This is a genomic window from Streptococcus mitis (genome assembly GCF_001074635.1).
GTDB lineage: Bacteria > Bacillota > Bacilli > Lactobacillales > Streptococcaceae > Streptococcus > Streptococcus mitis_E.
Genome location: NZ_JUQO01000037.1, coordinates 1 through 14,061 on the forward strand (window position 1 = coordinate 1; position 14,061 = coordinate 14,061).

Consider the following 14,061-nt stretch of genomic DNA (forward strand, 5'->3'; position numbering starts at 1 on the left):
AAAAAGAAACCCAAATACAGAACTGTATTTGAATTTCTTAACTTAATGACATTGTGTTACACCTTCTCTTTTTTCTATTTAAATTGCTTCTGTGACAAAACTACGGCTTTCCAATACTTTGAGCATGGCGTTAGCTGTATCTAGGGCTGTGAAGAGGGGCACTCCGTGTTCAATAGCTGAACGGCGAATCTGCTCACCATCTTCGTCAGCAGTTCGTTTTGTTCCAACTGTATTAATGATAGCTTGAATTCTTCCTTTGCGAACAAAACTTGGAATATCCTTATCGTCATCACCAATCTTACCAACAGGTTGGGCTTGCAATCCATGACTGGCAAAGAAGGCTGCTGTCCCTTCTGTCGCGAGGATTCCATAGCCAATATTTTGGAAACGACGAGCCAAGTCCAAGGCTTCTTCTTTGGCATCATCAGCGATGGTAAATACAACGTTACCAAAAGTTGGCAAGTGGAGGTAAGAAGCTTCAAAGGCCTTATAGAGAGCTTTTTCCAAAGTCGTATCAGAACCCATAACTTCCCCTGTCGACTTCATTTCAGGACCGAGCAAGCTGTCTACCTTAGCTAGTTTGGTAAAGGAGAAGACAGGTGCCTTGATATGAACGCGGCTACTTTCAGGGTAAAGTCCATCTTGGTAGCCAAGTTCTTCAAGTTTTTGACCAAGAATGAGCTTGGTTGCTACTTGAGCCATAGGGATATTGGTCACTTTAGAAAGAAATGGAACCGTACGGCTGGCACGTGGATTGACCTCAATAACGTAGACTTTTTCATCCTTGATAACAAACTGGATGTTCATCATTCCAAGGCAGTTAAGACCGATTGCTAGGCGTTTAGTATAGTCTGCGATTGTTTCTTGCACCTTTTGAGACAAGGTTTGTGGTGGGTAAACGGCCATTGAGTCACCTGAGTGAACACCAGCTCGTTCGATGTGCTCCATGATACCAGGGATGAGAACATTTTCCCCGTCTGAGATGGCATCGACTTCACACTCTTTCCCAACAATATAAGAATCGACAAGAACTGGGTGGTCTGGACTAGCCTTAACAGCGGTACGCATGTAAGAACGAAGATCTTCCTCGTTTTCAACGATTTCCATGGCGCGTCCACCAAGTACATAAGATGGGCGAACGAGGACTGGGAAACCAATCTTGCGAGCTGCAAGCACTGCTTCCTCTTCATTTGTAGCCGTTTGTCCTGGTGGCTGTGGAATATCCAAATCTTTAAGAGCTTGCTCAAAGAGGTCGCGGTCTTCGGCACGGTCTAGGTCAGCAACCTGTGTACCAAGGATGGTCACACCTGCTTTTGCCAATGGCTCCGCAAGGTTGATGGCTGTTTGACCACCGAACTGAACGATAACACCTTTTGGTTGCTCCAAGTCAATGACGTTCATAACATCTTCGAATGTCAATGGCTCAAAATAAAGCTTATCTGATACAGAGAAGTCTGTAGAAACGGTCTCTGGGTTTGAGTTCATGATGATGGCTTCATAGCCAGCCGCCTGAATAGCCTTAACTGAGTGAACAGTTGCGTAGTCAAACTCAACCCCTTGACCGATACGGATTGGACCAGAACCTAGAACTAGAACAGATTCCTTATCAGACTTGATAGATTCATTTTCCCATCCATAGGTTGAATAGAAGTATGGTGTTTCAGAGTCAAATTCTGCCGCACAAGTATCGACCATCTTATAAACAGGAACAATCTTGTTTTCCAAACGAAGTTGACGAACTTGGTCAGCAGTCGTTTTCCAGAGCTCAGCAATCTTACGGTCTGAGAAGCCATTCAATTTTGCAGTTTTCAAGACTTCTAGATTTTGTGGATGGGCACCCAATTCTTGCTCAATTTCAAAAATATGCAAGAGTTTATCAAGATAGAATATATCAATCTTAGTTAATTCAGCAATTTCTTCTGGTGTGTAGCCACGGCGAATGGCTTCTGATACGTAGAAGAGGCGGTCATCTTGGGCTTTGACTACTTTTTCAATCAAGGAATCATCAGAAACTGCTGCAAGTTCAGGCATTTCATTGTGGTGCACACCAATTTCAAGGGAACGACAAGCCTTAAGGAGAGATTCCTCGATGTTACGACCGATTGCCATGACTTCTCCAGTCGCCTTCATCTGGGTACCAAGACGGCGCTCACCTTTTTCAAACTTGTCAAATGGGAAACGAGGAATCTTAGCAACCACGTAGTCAAGGGCAGGCTCAAACATGGCATAGGTTGAACCTGTAACTGGGTTGATAACCTCATCCAAGGTCAAGCCAACTGCAATCTTAGCAGCCAACTTAGCAATCGGATATCCTGTCGCCTTAGAAGCAAGGGCTGACGAACGCGATACACGGGGGTTTACTTCGATAACATAATACTTAAAGCTATGTGGATCAAGGGCCAGCTGAACGTTACATCCACCTTCAATCTTAAGGGCACGAATGATGCTCAAGCTTGCGTCACGAAGCATTTGGTTTTCATAGTCTGACATGGTTTGCGCAGGGGCAAATACGATGGAATCCCCTGTGTGAATCCCAACTGGGTCAAAGTTTTCCATGTTACAAACAACCAAAGCATTGTCAGCTGAGTCACGCATGACTTCGTACTCGATTTCCTTGAAACCAGCAATGGAACGTTCAATCAAACACTGGGTAACAGGTGACAATTTCAAACCATTTTCAGCGATTTCACGCAATTCTTCCTCGTTGGCACACATACCACCACCAGTACCACCAAGTGTAAAGGCTGGACGGACGATGACTGGGTAGCCAATTGTTGCTGCAAAGGTAACTGCTTCGTCAACTGTGTTGACAATTTCAGATTCTGGAATGGGTTGGTTGAGCTCTTCCATCAATTGTTTAAAGAGGTCACGGTCCTCCGCTTGGTCAATGGCAGATAATTTGGTACCCAGAAGTTCAACACCAAGCTCATCCAGGATACCATTTTTAGATAATTCCATGGCCATGTTGAGACCTGTCTGACCACCGAGTGTTGGTAGCAAGGCATCTGGACGCTCCTTACGAAGAATACGTGTCACAAACTCAAGTGTAATCGGTTCGATGTAAACCTTGTCCGCAATTTCCTTGTCCGTCATGATAGTGGCAGGGTTTGAGTTAACCAAAACAACCTCATAACCTTCCTCTTTCAACGACAAGCAAGCCTGGGTCCCAGCGTAGTCAAACTCAGCAGCCTGACCAATAATAATCGGACCAGAACCAATCACCATAATTTTTTGAATATCAGTACGTTTAGGCATAGTTTATGATACAAAGCCCGTAAAGAACACAGTGAAAATATGAAACTCGGTGCAGACACCTTCAGCGTCAAGACGATGTTTATCTTTTTCACACAGTTCTTAGGGCGTGTTCACTTCCGCGAACAATGTATCTTCTCCTTTCTATTCGTCGCCTCACAGAGCGACATTAAATAAATTCTCCGACGATTTTTTAGCGAAACGATACTTTTCGGTAAAAAATCTAGTGCAGGGAGTTTTTAGTTCGCCTGATAGCGACTAAAAGAAACGACCTGCCTTTCTATTCGGCAACTCTCAGGTTGCCATTAAATAAGATACAAAGGACGAATAGAAAACGATTGAATTTTAGGAAACCAAAGAAGGATTGACAATCCAAATTGGTTTCTCTAAATTCCGAGTTTTCCGTCCGTGTTCAGTTACATAAGTTATCCGACGAGCTTTTACTCGTTCTTAGTTTGATTGTTTAAAAGCTTCCATCATCTCGATAAACTCGTCGAATAGGTAGCTTGCGTCGTGTGGACCAGGTGCTGCGTCTGGGTGATATTGAACAGAGAAAGCAGGTTGGTATCTGTGACGCACACCTTCAACTGACTTGTCATTGATTTCTTCATGGGTAATAATCAAGTGCTCTGGCAAATCCTCACGGCTAACTGCATAACCATGGTTTTGACTGGTGAAGTCTACGCGTCCTGTAGCAATTTCGCGTACCGCATGGTTAAAGCCACGGTGACCAAACTTCATCTTGTAAGTCTTAGCCCCGTTTGCCATAGCAAAGAGTTGGTGCCCCATACAAATACCAAAAATTGGAATTTTTCCTTGTATACCGCGAATCATATCCAGTGCCTGTGGAACATCTTCTGGGTTACCTGGACCGTTTGACAACATAACTCCGTCAGGATTGAGATGGAGAATTTCTTCTGCCGTTGTCGAATAAGGAACAACCGTCACGTTACAATTACGCTTAGAAAGTTCACGTAGAATTGAGTGCTTGAGACCAAAGTCCACTAGCACCACACTCAAACCAACTCCTGGAGCTGGATATGAAGTTTTAGTAGAAACCTGTTTGATATTATCTGTCGGCAAGACTGTCGCTTGGAGTTGGTCCGTCACATGGTCCATACTGTCCCCAACATGGGTCAAGGTTGCACGCATCGTACCATGCTTACGGATAATCTTGGTAAGAGCACGCGTATCAATTCCTGAAATACCTGGAATTTTCTTGGCTTTCAAAAATTCATCCAGCGTCATTTGATTTCGCCAGTTGCTAGCTCTACGCGCCTCTTCGAAAACAACGACTCCCTTACAAGTTGGAATAATGGATTCGTAATCATCACGATTAATTCCATAATTTCCTACTAAAGGATAAGTAAAGGTCAAGATTTGTCCATTATAAGACTGGTCTGTAATGGATTCTTGGTAGCCGGTCATACCTGTATTAAAGACGATTTCTCCTGTTACATCAATATCTGCTCCGAAGGCCTTGCCTTCAAAAACTGTGCCATCTTCTAATACTAGAAGTCTTTTTGTCATATTTTCACCTCTCGTGGACGCTCACTGGCGTCTTTTAACGTCTTGTGTTTTAGTTGGCGTTTCTACTCGCCAGTACGGATTCTAAGATTGCCATTCGAACAAAGACACCATTGGTCATTTGTTGGACAATCCGTGATTTTGGTGCTTCAACCAAGTGGTCTGCGATTTCTACATCACGGTTGACTGGAGCTGGGTGCATGAGGATTGCTGTTTCTTTCAAACGATCATAACGTTCTTGAGTCAAGCCATGTTGGGTATGGTAGTCTTCTTTCGAAAAGACAGCTCCACTATCATGGCGTTCATGTTGCACACGGAGAAACATCATGACATCCACCTGATCAATGATTTCATCAATGGTTACACACTGTCCATAGTCTGCAAACTCTTGACTTCTCCATTCCTCAGGTCCAGCAAAATAAAGTTCTGCACCTAAGCGTTTCAAAATCTGCATATTGGATTTGGCAACGCGTGAATGGTCCAAGTCACCTGCAATAGCGACCTTGAGCCCCTCAAAGTGACCAAATTCCTCATAAATAGTCATCAAATCAAGCAAGCTCTGGCTAGGGTGTTGGCCCGAACCATCTCCACCATTGATAATGGAAGTCGTAATCGTTGGACTTGCAATTAACTCTCTGTAGTAGTCAACCTCAGGGTGACGAATCACACAAACATCCACTCCTAAAGCAGACAGAGTCAGGATGGTATCATAAAGTGTCTCACCCTTATTAACCGAACTAGTCTTCACATCAAAGTCAAGTCGTTCCAGCCCCAGTTTAATCTCTGCCACTTCGAAGGACTTATGCGTCCGTGTAGAATCCTCAAAGAAAAGATTGGAAACAATCGGATGGTCTTCATAAGGAAGCTGAGCTCCATTTTTAAACTCAATTCCTCGCTTGACCAATTTCATCACTTGATCGACAGTGAGGTCTTCCATGGACACCACATGGTTCAATGCTTGTTGATTTTCTGACATGGCTACTCCTTTAGCTTTCTAAGCTTCTTCAGTAATCAGAACTCTGTCTTGGCCATCAAGTTCTGCCATCTCTACGATGATTTCTTCAGAACGACTAGTTGGGATATTTTTTCCAACGTAATCTGGACGGATTGGCAATTCTCTATGTCCACGATCGACTAGAACTGCTAAACTCACGCGCGCAGGACGACCATGACCGACAATATTATCAATAGCAGCACGGATGGTACGACCTGTATAGAGCACATCATCCACCAAGATAACTTCACGGTCTGTCACATCGACAGAAACTAAAGAAGTATCTTCTCCACTTTTAACATCATCACGGAAGGGTTTAGTATCCAATTCCACAACAGGAACTGAAAGATTTTCTAGTTGCTCCAAACGTTCTTGGATTCGGTGGGCGATAAATACACCACGAGTTTTAATACCAGCTAAGACGATTTTATTCAAATCTTTGTTACGTTCGATAATCTCATAAGTAATACGCGTAATCGCTCGTTTGACGGTCAATTCGTCTACAACTTCTTTTGCCTTCATGACAAACCTCCAAAAAGAAAAGTCTCCTTAAACAAGGAGACTTGAAATGTATAGCTAAGTAAGCCCTACTGCAAACAGTATAGACTTCACCCTTCTACTTTATCGCGCTCCTTGCCTGCCTCACGGGACAGGTTTAAAGGAATATTTAATTATCAATTACTATAGCACAAAGCGAGCCTAAAATCAAGCAAAAACTTTTGAGCCCCCATCTTATAAATTACTAAAATCATATAACTGTGGGTACTGGTCACACTCTGGATTTTTAGGATGGCAAATGGCTCTTCCAAAATAAATCATAGCCTGATGGGCAGCTAACCACTGCTCCGGTGGCAAGATATCCATGACCCGCTTTTCCACCTCAAGTGGTGTCGCTGATTTTTTGACAATATCGTGGTGCTTACAAATACGCTCCACATGGGTATCGACTGCAAAAGCTGGAATCCCAAATCCTACACTCATAACAACATTGGCTGTCTTGCGACCAACACCTGCCAAACTCTCTAATTCCTCACGTGTTTGAGGAACTTGGCCATCAAAATCGTCTAGTAACTGTTGGGCACATTTTTTAAGGAATTTAGCCTTATTTCGATACAGTCCCAGGCGAGAAATGTGTGAAGCAATCTCACCCTCTGTCGCAACAGACATGGCTTGTGGCGTTGGAAAGGCAGCAAAGAGACCTGGTGTGGCCTTATTTACCGCTGCATCTGTTGTCTGAGCTGACAACATGACCGCAACCAAGAGTTCAAAATGATTGGTAAAATCAAGACTAGGCTTGGCATCTGGAAACAGATCAATGATTTCTTCTAGCACCTTTCGTGCGCGTTTTTTTGACAAGACCATTATTCGTCTCCATCAAATAGTCCTTGTAAGCCAGCAAAAGGACTGTTTTCTTCTTTCTTAACTGCTTGTTGCGCCTGATATTCTTCCTCTGTCATGATTTGCCAGTCATTTCCTGACACAAATCCTTGACCAGCCTCTTCTTCAGCCGTCAAGACCTTGATAGGAATGTTTAGTAGGATATTGTCTGACACGCTCTCAGCAAGATCAAGTTCCCCATTTTCGATAGGCAAGACCAAATCATCATCTAGAACTTCTTGATCTAGCTGGTTAGTTGCACCTTCCATGAAAACTTCCGTTACTGGATAAGATTCAACTAACTCAACTGGCTCCATACTGCGACTTGAAGCAAGAACAATGGTATAAGATAGTTGATAATCTAAGAAATACATACGGTTTTCGTACTGTACTTTCCCAACTGCAAGGATATCTTTTACATCTAAAATTTCTTGATTGCGTGCACGCAGGTCTGCGGCTAGGTCTAATGTTTGTTCAAAATGCAAGCCTTCAGACTGCTTACGAATTTCTTGAATATTTAATTTCATACTTCCTCCATAAAGATTTACTCTCTTGATTATACCATGAAAAGCCTACAAATCAGCCCACCAAACTTTGTAATTAACATTCGAGTTTTTAATATATTTATCACTATATTTTTTGGTGCTATACTATAGGAAAGAATACATGATAGCAAGGAGGATGCTCATATGGAAGACAAAGAACTCATTACTAATGCAACCCAACTCCTATCCGAGTTAAATAAAAGTTTCCAAAGCTGCAAACAGGGTACGGCAGATGATATTCGACTACAAGAGCTGCTAAATACTACTCTGCAAGAGCTCAAAAAAGCGGAAAAGTTGAACAACAGTATCTTAATCGACCTTGAGAAATTTTACCAACGCACCAGTCTTCTGATTGGATTAGGTAGCCTAAAACTAAACGATCAAGCACGTACCGCTTGGCGCAACTATGACAAGTTCCATTACGATCATATCAAACACGTACTGACTCTTTATGGACCTGTTTTCGGATTTTAGAGATTAGAATTGTCAGTTTTCTGTTGACAAAATTTCCTTAAAGGTATAGTATAAAGATACTAATACTCGGAGGTAAGGGAGACATGAACAACTAAGTCTATCAAATAAAGAACCTTTATTTAGTAGATCTTGTTTGTGTCTCTTTTTGTGTGCTCTTTTATGCTCTTTTTCTGGCATTTTAATAGAGTTTTTTTGACATAGACTTTGGGCTCTACTAGATAAAGTAGAGCTTTTTGTTATGCACTATGGACATTCTAGAAAGGGCAAGCATATGATAAAAATCAATCACCTGACCATCACACAAAACAAAGATCTACGAGATCTTGTATCTGATCTAAGCATGACCATACAAGACGGGGAAAAGGTAGCTATTATTGGCGAAGAAGGAAATGGCAAATCAACATTACTTAAAACTTTAACGGGGGAATATGTGTCTGATTTCACTATCAAGGGAGACATCCAGTCTGACTATCAGTCACTCGCTTACATTCCTCAAAAACTCCCCGAGGAGCTGAAAAAGAAAAGTCTACACGACTACTTCTTTTTGGATTTTGCTGATTTAGACTACAGTACCCTCTATCGTTTGGCTGAGGAATTGCATTTTGATAGCAATCGTTTCGCTAGTGACCAAGTGATTGGCAGTCTATCAGGGGGCGAAGCTTTGAAAATTCAGCTCATCCATGAGTTAGCCAAACCTTTTGAGATTCTATTTTTAGATGAACCTTCAAATGACCTAGACCTTGAGACGGTTGATTGGCTAAAATGTCAGATTCGCAAGACTCGGCAAACTGTTACTTTCATTTCCCATGATGAAGACTTTCTGTCTCAAACGGCAGACACTATTGTCCACTTGCGACTGGTCAAGCACCGTAAAGAAGCAGAAACGTTAGTAGAGCATTTAGACTATGATAGCTATAGCGACCAGAGAAAGGCTAATTTTGCCAGACAAAGCCAGCAAGCAGCCAACGACCAAAGAGCCTACGATAAAACCATGGAAAAACATCGACGAGTCAAGCAAAATGTAGAAACTGCGCTTCGAGCTACTAAAGACAGTACTGCCGGTCGCCTATTGGCTAAAAAGATGAAAACTGTCCTCTCTCAAGAAAAACGCTTTGAAAAGACAGCTTATTCCATGACCCAAAAGCCACTTGAAGAGGAAGAAATCCAACTTTTCTTCTCAGATATTCAACCATTACCAGTTTCTAAAGTCTTAATCCAACTGGAAAAAGAAAATTTGTCCATTGACGAGCGAATTTTGGTGCAAGAACTACAATTAACTGTCCGTGGCCAAGAAAAAATCGGTATCATTGGCCCAAATGGTATTGGGAAATCGACTCTGCTAGCCAAGTTTCAACAGCTGCTTAGCGCCAAAAGAGAAATTTCGCTTGGTTTTATGCCACAAGATTACCACAAAAAACTGCAATTGGATTTATCACCAATAGCCTACCTCAGCAAAACTGGAGAAAAAGAGGAACTACAGAAAATTCAATCTCACTTAGCTAGTCTCAATTTCAGTTATCCAGAAATGCAGCATCAAATTCGCTCCTTATCTGGCGGGCAACAGGGTAAACTCCTGCTTTTGGATTTAGTCTTGCGCAAACCAAACTTTCTCCTGCTAGATGAACCCACACGAAACTTTTCTCCAACTTCTCAACCCGAAATTAGAAAACTCTTTGCCACTTATCTTGGTGGTCTCATCACTGTTTCGCATGACCGTCGTTTCTTGAAAGAGGTCTGTTCGACCATCTATCGCTTGACAGAAGATAGTTTAGAGGTAGTTAATTTAGAAGATTTATAAATTTGCAACATAGCAGATAGATAGGGCAAAAACACAATTTTAGGAGAAGAGAAAGTAAAACTTCCCATAATAAAACGCATAATATCAAGTTTTTGCACACCTGATATTATGCGTTTTTCAGATTTTAAAGGCTTTTTCCCAGCCTTCATTTTACATATGTTTCAAACGCTCAATCCGTTCTGAGATAGGTGGGTGGGTATAAAAGAGTTTTTGGAACCCTCCACCTTTCTTAGGATCATTGATATAAAGTGCACTGCTGGCATCATCGACAGGACGACTCATCGGTTTACTATTATCCAACTTACGTAGAGCATTAATCATCCCTTGAGGATTGCGAGTCAACTCAACACTAGAAGCATCAGCTAGGAATTCCCTCTGACGAGAAATAGCTAGTTGCACCAAGGTTGCAGCAAGAGGTGCCAGCACAATTGCAAGTAGGGAGACCACTAGCATAATGATCTCTAAGCCATTTCCATCTCTATCATCGTCACTTCGTCTGCGACCTGCTCCACCCCACCACATCATACGGCCTGCCATACTAGAAAGCATGGTGATAGCACTAGCAAGGGCAACAGCAATAGTCGAAATGCGGATATCGTAGTTACGAATATGACTGACTTCATGTCCCATAACAGCTTCTAGTTCTTCACGATTCATGATAGCTAGGAGACCTGACGTCGCAGCAACCGCTGCGTTTTGAGGGTTAGAACCTGTCGCAAAGGCATTTAAGGCTGGATCATCAATGATGAAAACACGGGGCATAGGAATCTGAGCGACCATAGCCATATCTTCCACCACATGGTAGAGGTCTGGTGCCGTTTGTTCATCAACCTCACGCGCTCCATTCATGGACATGACAATCTCTGTCGATTGAAAAATCATGGACAAGGCATAGATAAAGCCGATAATCAGTGCGATAACCAAACCACCAAGCCCAGATCGCATAAAGAGGTAGCCAACCGCATAGCCAACAAGAGCTAAGAGTAGGAAAAATACCAGCAATAAAATCCAGGTTTTTCGTTTATTGCTTGCAATTTGATCAAACAACATCTTAGTCACCTAAACCGCTAAAATCAACCTTAGGAACTGCCTTTTCCTCTTCTGGTGCTTTAAGGAAATCTGCTGCTTTAAATCCAAACATTCCAGCGATAATATTACTTGGGAAAGTTTCTAATTTTACATTGTAGTTACTGACAACACTGTTGTAGAGTTGACGAGAGTAAGAAATTTTATTTTCTGTGTTTGTCAACTCCTCTTGCAATTTAACAAAGTTGGCACTGGCTTTCAAATCTGGATAGCTTTCTGCAACTGCAAAAATACCTGAAACCTGACGAGTGAGGGCATCACTAGCTTTCATAGCTTCTGCTGGTGAAGTCGCTGCCGCCACTTGGTTACGTAGTTCTGCCACTTTTTCAAGGGTAGAACCTTCATATTTGGCATAACCTTTTACAGTCTCAATCAAGTTTGGCAAGAGATCATTTCGACGTTTCAACTGAACATCAATTTGGCTCCAAGCCTCCTTTGTTTGCATACGATTCTTAACCAAACCGTTATAGCTAACAATCACAAAAATAACAATAAGAGCTAAAACTCCAAGAATAATCCAAGTCATTATATAAGTCCTTTCTGCTTTTAGATTAATACCAGTATATCAAATTTTTAATGATTGTGGTAAAATAAGATGATACTAAAGAAGGAAATAACTATGAAACCAGAAACATTTTACAACCTGCTTGCCGATCAGAATCTTCCACTTTCGGACCAGCAAAAAAAACAATTTGAACGTTATTTTGAGCTCTTGGTAGATTGGAATGAAAAGATTAACTTAACAGCCATTACGGACAAGGATGAAGTTTATCTCAAACATTTTTACGATTCGATTGCGCCTATTCTTCAAGATTTGATTCCCAATGAAACTATCAAACTTCTTGATATTGGAGCCGGGGCAGGATTTCCTAGTCTACCGATGAAAATCCTCTATCCTCAGCTAGATGTGACTATTATTGATTCTCTAAATAAGCGCATCAACTTCCTCCAACTGTTGGCTCAAGAACTAGATTTGGACGGTGTTCATTTCTACCACGGTCGTGCAGAAGATTTTGCCCAAGATAAAAACTTTCGTGCTCAGTTTGATTTGGTAACTGCCCGTGCTGTAGCCCGTATGCAGGTCCTGTCTGAATTGACAATTCCTTACCTTAAAGTTGGCGGAAAACTATTGGCACTCAAGGCCAGCAATGCGCCTGAAGAATTATTAGAAGCTAAGAATGCCCTCAACCTCCTCTTCAGTAAAGTCGAAGACAATCTCAGCTATGCTCTACCGAATGGAGATCCGCGTTACATCACAGTGGTGGAAAAGAAAAAAGAAACACCAAATAAATTTCCACGTAAGGCTGGCATGCCCAATAAACGCCCGCTTTAAATTTTCAAGTAAAAAAATATTTACAAAGTCAACCTCGCTTTTTTATTTCTAGGCTCGGGAAAAAATGATTTACAAAATCAACCTCGCTCTTTTATCTCTAGGCTCGGGAAAAAATGATTTACAAAATCATTTTTTTCTGCTATACTATCCTAAGCAAAGGTTTTTAATGTCATCCCGTGAGGTGACGAAGACGCAGAAATATTTAAAACTCTTTAAAGTCTAGATTTTAAAGAAGTCTTACTCTGAGGGCCTATTGCTGTAAAATAATGGGCTCTTTTTTGATGCCCAAAAGTGAGGTTTATATGAAACAAGAATCAACTGTTGATTTGTTACTAGACGTTGACCAACGTCCTTCAGCTGGAAAAGGAATTCTCCTTAGTTTCCAACACGTTTTCGCCATGTTTGGTGCGACCATCTTGGTACCCTTGATTTTGGGAATGCCTGTATCTGTTGCCCTTTTTGCTTCAGGTGTTGGAACACTCATCTATATGATTTCAACTGGTTTTAGAGTTCCAGTTTATCTAGGTTCTTCATTTGCCTTTATCACAGCTATGTCACTTGCTATGAAAGAAATGGGTGGTGATGTATCTGCTGCCCAAACAGGGGTTATCTTGACTGGTTTGGTCTATGTCCTTGTGGCTGCTGGTGTTCGTTTTGCAGGTACAAAATGGATTGATAAACTCTTACCACCAATCATCATCGGACCTATGATCATCGTTATCGGTCTTGGACTTGCAGGTTCAGCAGTTACTAACGCTGGACTTGTAGCGGATGGAAATTGGAAAAATGCTCTTGTAGCAGTTGTTACTTTCTTAATCGCTGCCTTTATCAACACAAAAGGAAAAGGATTCCTACGAATCATTCCATTCCTCTTTGCCATTATCGGTGGTTACCTCTTTGCACTAACCCTTGGCTTGGTTGACTTTACACCAGTTCTTAAAGCTAACTGGTTTGAAATTCCTGGTTTCTACTTGCCATTTAGCACTGGTGGTGCCTTTAAAGAGTACAATCTTTACTTTGGTCCAGAAACCATCGCCATCTTGCCAATCGCTATCGTAACAATTTCTGAACATATCGGAGACCATACTGTTTTGGGTCAAATCTGTGGCCGTCAATTCTTGAAAGAACCAGGTCTTCACCGTACTCTTCTTGGTGACGGTATCGCAACTTCTGTTTCTGCCTTCCTTGGTGGACCAGCCAATACAACTTACGGAGAAAATACAGGGGTTATCGGTATGACTCGTATCGCTTCTGTCTCAGTTATCCGTAACGCTGCCTTTATCGCGATTGCCCTTAGCTTCCTTGGTAAATTCACTGCCTTGATTTCAACTATTCCAAACGCTGTACTTGGTGGTATGTCAATCCTTCTCTACGGAGTTATCGCAAGTAATGGTTTGAAAGTCTTGATTAAAGAACGTGTTGACTTCGCTCAAATGCGTAACCTAATCATCGCAAGTGCTATGTTGGTACTTGGACTTGGAGGAGCTATCCTTAAACTTGGTCCAGTTACTCTTTCAGGTACTGCCCTATCGGCCATGACAGGAATCATCTTGAACTTGATCTTGCCATACGAAAATAAAGACTAATACTCTTCGAAAATCAAATTCAAACCACGTCAACGTCGCCTTGCCGTAGATATATGTAACTGACTTCGTCAGTCTTATCTACAACCTCA

The 14,061-nt window shown here is 41.9% G+C and carries 12 protein-coding genes; 4 read left to right on the forward strand and 8 right to left on the reverse strand.

What is annotated here, in order from left to right:
- Positions 1–78: 78 nt before the first annotated feature.
- The 6 genes from carB to ADI58_RS01395 all read right to left on the reverse strand — a co-directional run bounded on the left by carB (position 79) and on the right by ADI58_RS01395 (position 7,677).
- Positions 79–3,255 (reverse strand): carbamoyl-phosphate synthase large subunit, encoded by a 3,177-nt coding sequence (carB, locus tag ADI58_RS01370; protein WP_049521168.1) that lies wholly within the window; start codon positions 3,253–3,255, stop codon positions 79–81.
- Between the two features lie 447 nt (positions 3,256–3,702).
- The gene (locus tag ADI58_RS01375) at positions 3,703–4,782 is read right to left on the reverse strand and encodes a carbamoyl phosphate synthase small subunit (RefSeq protein WP_049521169.1); all 1,080 of its coding nucleotides are present in this window, start codon (positions 4,780–4,782) and stop codon (positions 3,703–3,705) included.
- 49 nt (positions 4,783–4,831) lie between these two features.
- A complete protein-coding gene (locus ADI58_RS01380; RefSeq protein WP_049521170.1) occupies positions 4,832–5,755 on the reverse strand; it encodes an aspartate carbamoyltransferase catalytic subunit in 924 nt (307 codons plus the stop codon).
- 18 nt (positions 5,756–5,773) lie between these two features.
- Positions 5,774–6,295: a bifunctional pyr operon transcriptional regulator/uracil phosphoribosyltransferase PyrR gene (gene pyrR, locus ADI58_RS01385; RefSeq protein ID WP_000644747.1), complete on the reverse strand. Its 522-nt coding sequence runs from the start codon at positions 6,293–6,295 to the stop codon at positions 5,774–5,776.
- A gap of 210 nt (positions 6,296–6,505) precedes the next feature.
- Positions 6,506–7,135: an endonuclease III gene (gene nth, locus ADI58_RS01390; RefSeq protein ID WP_049521171.1), complete on the reverse strand. Its 630-nt coding sequence runs from the start codon at positions 7,133–7,135 to the stop codon at positions 6,506–6,508.
- A complete protein-coding gene (locus tag ADI58_RS01395; RefSeq protein WP_049521172.1) occupies positions 7,135–7,677 on the reverse strand; it encodes a YceD family protein in 543 nt (180 codons plus the stop codon). Before ADI58_RS01395 ends, nth begins: the two co-directional genes overlap by 1 nt.
- A 162-nt stretch (positions 7,678–7,839) precedes the next feature.
- On the opposite strand from ADI58_RS01395, the gene ADI58_RS01400 reads away from it, so the two are divergent.
- A complete protein-coding gene (locus ADI58_RS01400; protein WP_049521173.1) occupies positions 7,840–8,169 on the forward strand; it encodes a hypothetical protein in 330 nt (109 codons plus the stop codon).
- A gap of 238 nt (positions 8,170–8,407) precedes the next feature.
- Entirely contained in the window at positions 8,408–9,967 is a 1,560-nt protein-coding gene (locus tag ADI58_RS01405; protein WP_049521174.1) for an ATP-binding cassette domain-containing protein, read from the forward strand.
- 150 nt (positions 9,968–10,117) lie between these two features.
- Here the strand turns inward: ADI58_RS01405 and htpX are convergent, their stop codons facing one another.
- Positions 10,118–11,017 (reverse strand): zinc metalloprotease HtpX, encoded by a 900-nt coding sequence (htpX, locus tag ADI58_RS01410; protein ID WP_033687100.1) that lies wholly within the window; start codon positions 11,015–11,017, stop codon positions 10,118–10,120.
- Between the two features lies 1 nt (position 11,018).
- On the reverse strand, positions 11,019–11,579 hold the full coding sequence (locus ADI58_RS01415; RefSeq protein ID WP_049521175.1) for a LemA family protein: 561 nt from the start codon (positions 11,577–11,579) through the stop codon (positions 11,019–11,021).
- Between the two features lie 93 nt (positions 11,580–11,672).
- Here ADI58_RS01415 and rsmG point away from each other — a divergent pair, with 93 nt between their 5' ends.
- A complete protein-coding gene (gene rsmG / locus ADI58_RS01420) occupies positions 11,673–12,386 on the forward strand; it encodes a 16S rRNA (guanine(527)-N(7))-methyltransferase RsmG (RefSeq protein ID WP_049521176.1) in 714 nt (237 codons plus the stop codon).
- Between the two features lie 302 nt (positions 12,387–12,688).
- Positions 12,689–13,972, forward strand: coding sequence for a uracil-xanthine permease family protein (locus tag ADI58_RS01425; protein ID WP_004256659.1), 1,284 nt, complete (start codon positions 12,689–12,691; stop codon positions 13,970–13,972).
- Positions 13,973–14,061 lie beyond the last annotated feature (89 nt).

Coding starts and splice junctions, on each gene's coding strand:
- carB (WP_049521168.1), bottom strand. CDS start 3,255: ATGCCTAAACGTACTGATATTCAAAAAATTATGGTGATTGGTTCTGGT.
- ADI58_RS01375 (WP_049521169.1), bottom strand. CDS start 4,782: ATGACAAAAAGACTTCTAGTATTAGAAGATGGCACAGTTTTTGAAGGC.
- ADI58_RS01380 (WP_049521170.1), bottom strand. CDS start 5,755: ATGTCAGAAAATCAACAAGCATTGAACCATGTGGTGTCCATGGAAGAC.
- pyrR (WP_000644747.1), bottom strand. CDS start 6,295: ATGAAGGCAAAAGAAGTTGTAGACGAATTGACCGTCAAACGAGCGATT.
- nth (WP_049521171.1), bottom strand. CDS start 7,135: ATGGTCTTGTCAAAAAAACGCGCACGAAAGGTGCTAGAAGAAATCATT.
- ADI58_RS01395 (WP_049521172.1), bottom strand. CDS start 7,677: ATGAAATTAAATATTCAAGAAATTCGTAAGCAGTCTGAAGGCTTGCAT.
- ADI58_RS01400 (WP_049521173.1), top strand. CDS start 7,840: ATGGAAGACAAAGAACTCATTACTAATGCAACCCAACTCCTATCCGAG.
- ADI58_RS01405 (WP_049521174.1), top strand. CDS start 8,408: ATGCACTATGGACATTCTAGAAAGGGCAAGCATATGATAAAAATCAAT.
- htpX (WP_033687100.1), bottom strand. CDS start 11,017: ATGTTGTTTGATCAAATTGCAAGCAATAAACGAAAAACCTGGATTTTA.
- ADI58_RS01415 (WP_049521175.1), bottom strand. CDS start 11,579: ATGACTTGGATTATTCTTGGAGTTTTAGCTCTTATTGTTATTTTTGTG.
- rsmG (WP_049521176.1), top strand. CDS start 11,673: ATGAAACCAGAAACATTTTACAACCTGCTTGCCGATCAGAATCTTCCA.
- ADI58_RS01425 (WP_004256659.1), top strand. CDS start 12,689: ATGAAACAAGAATCAACTGTTGATTTGTTACTAGACGTTGACCAACGT.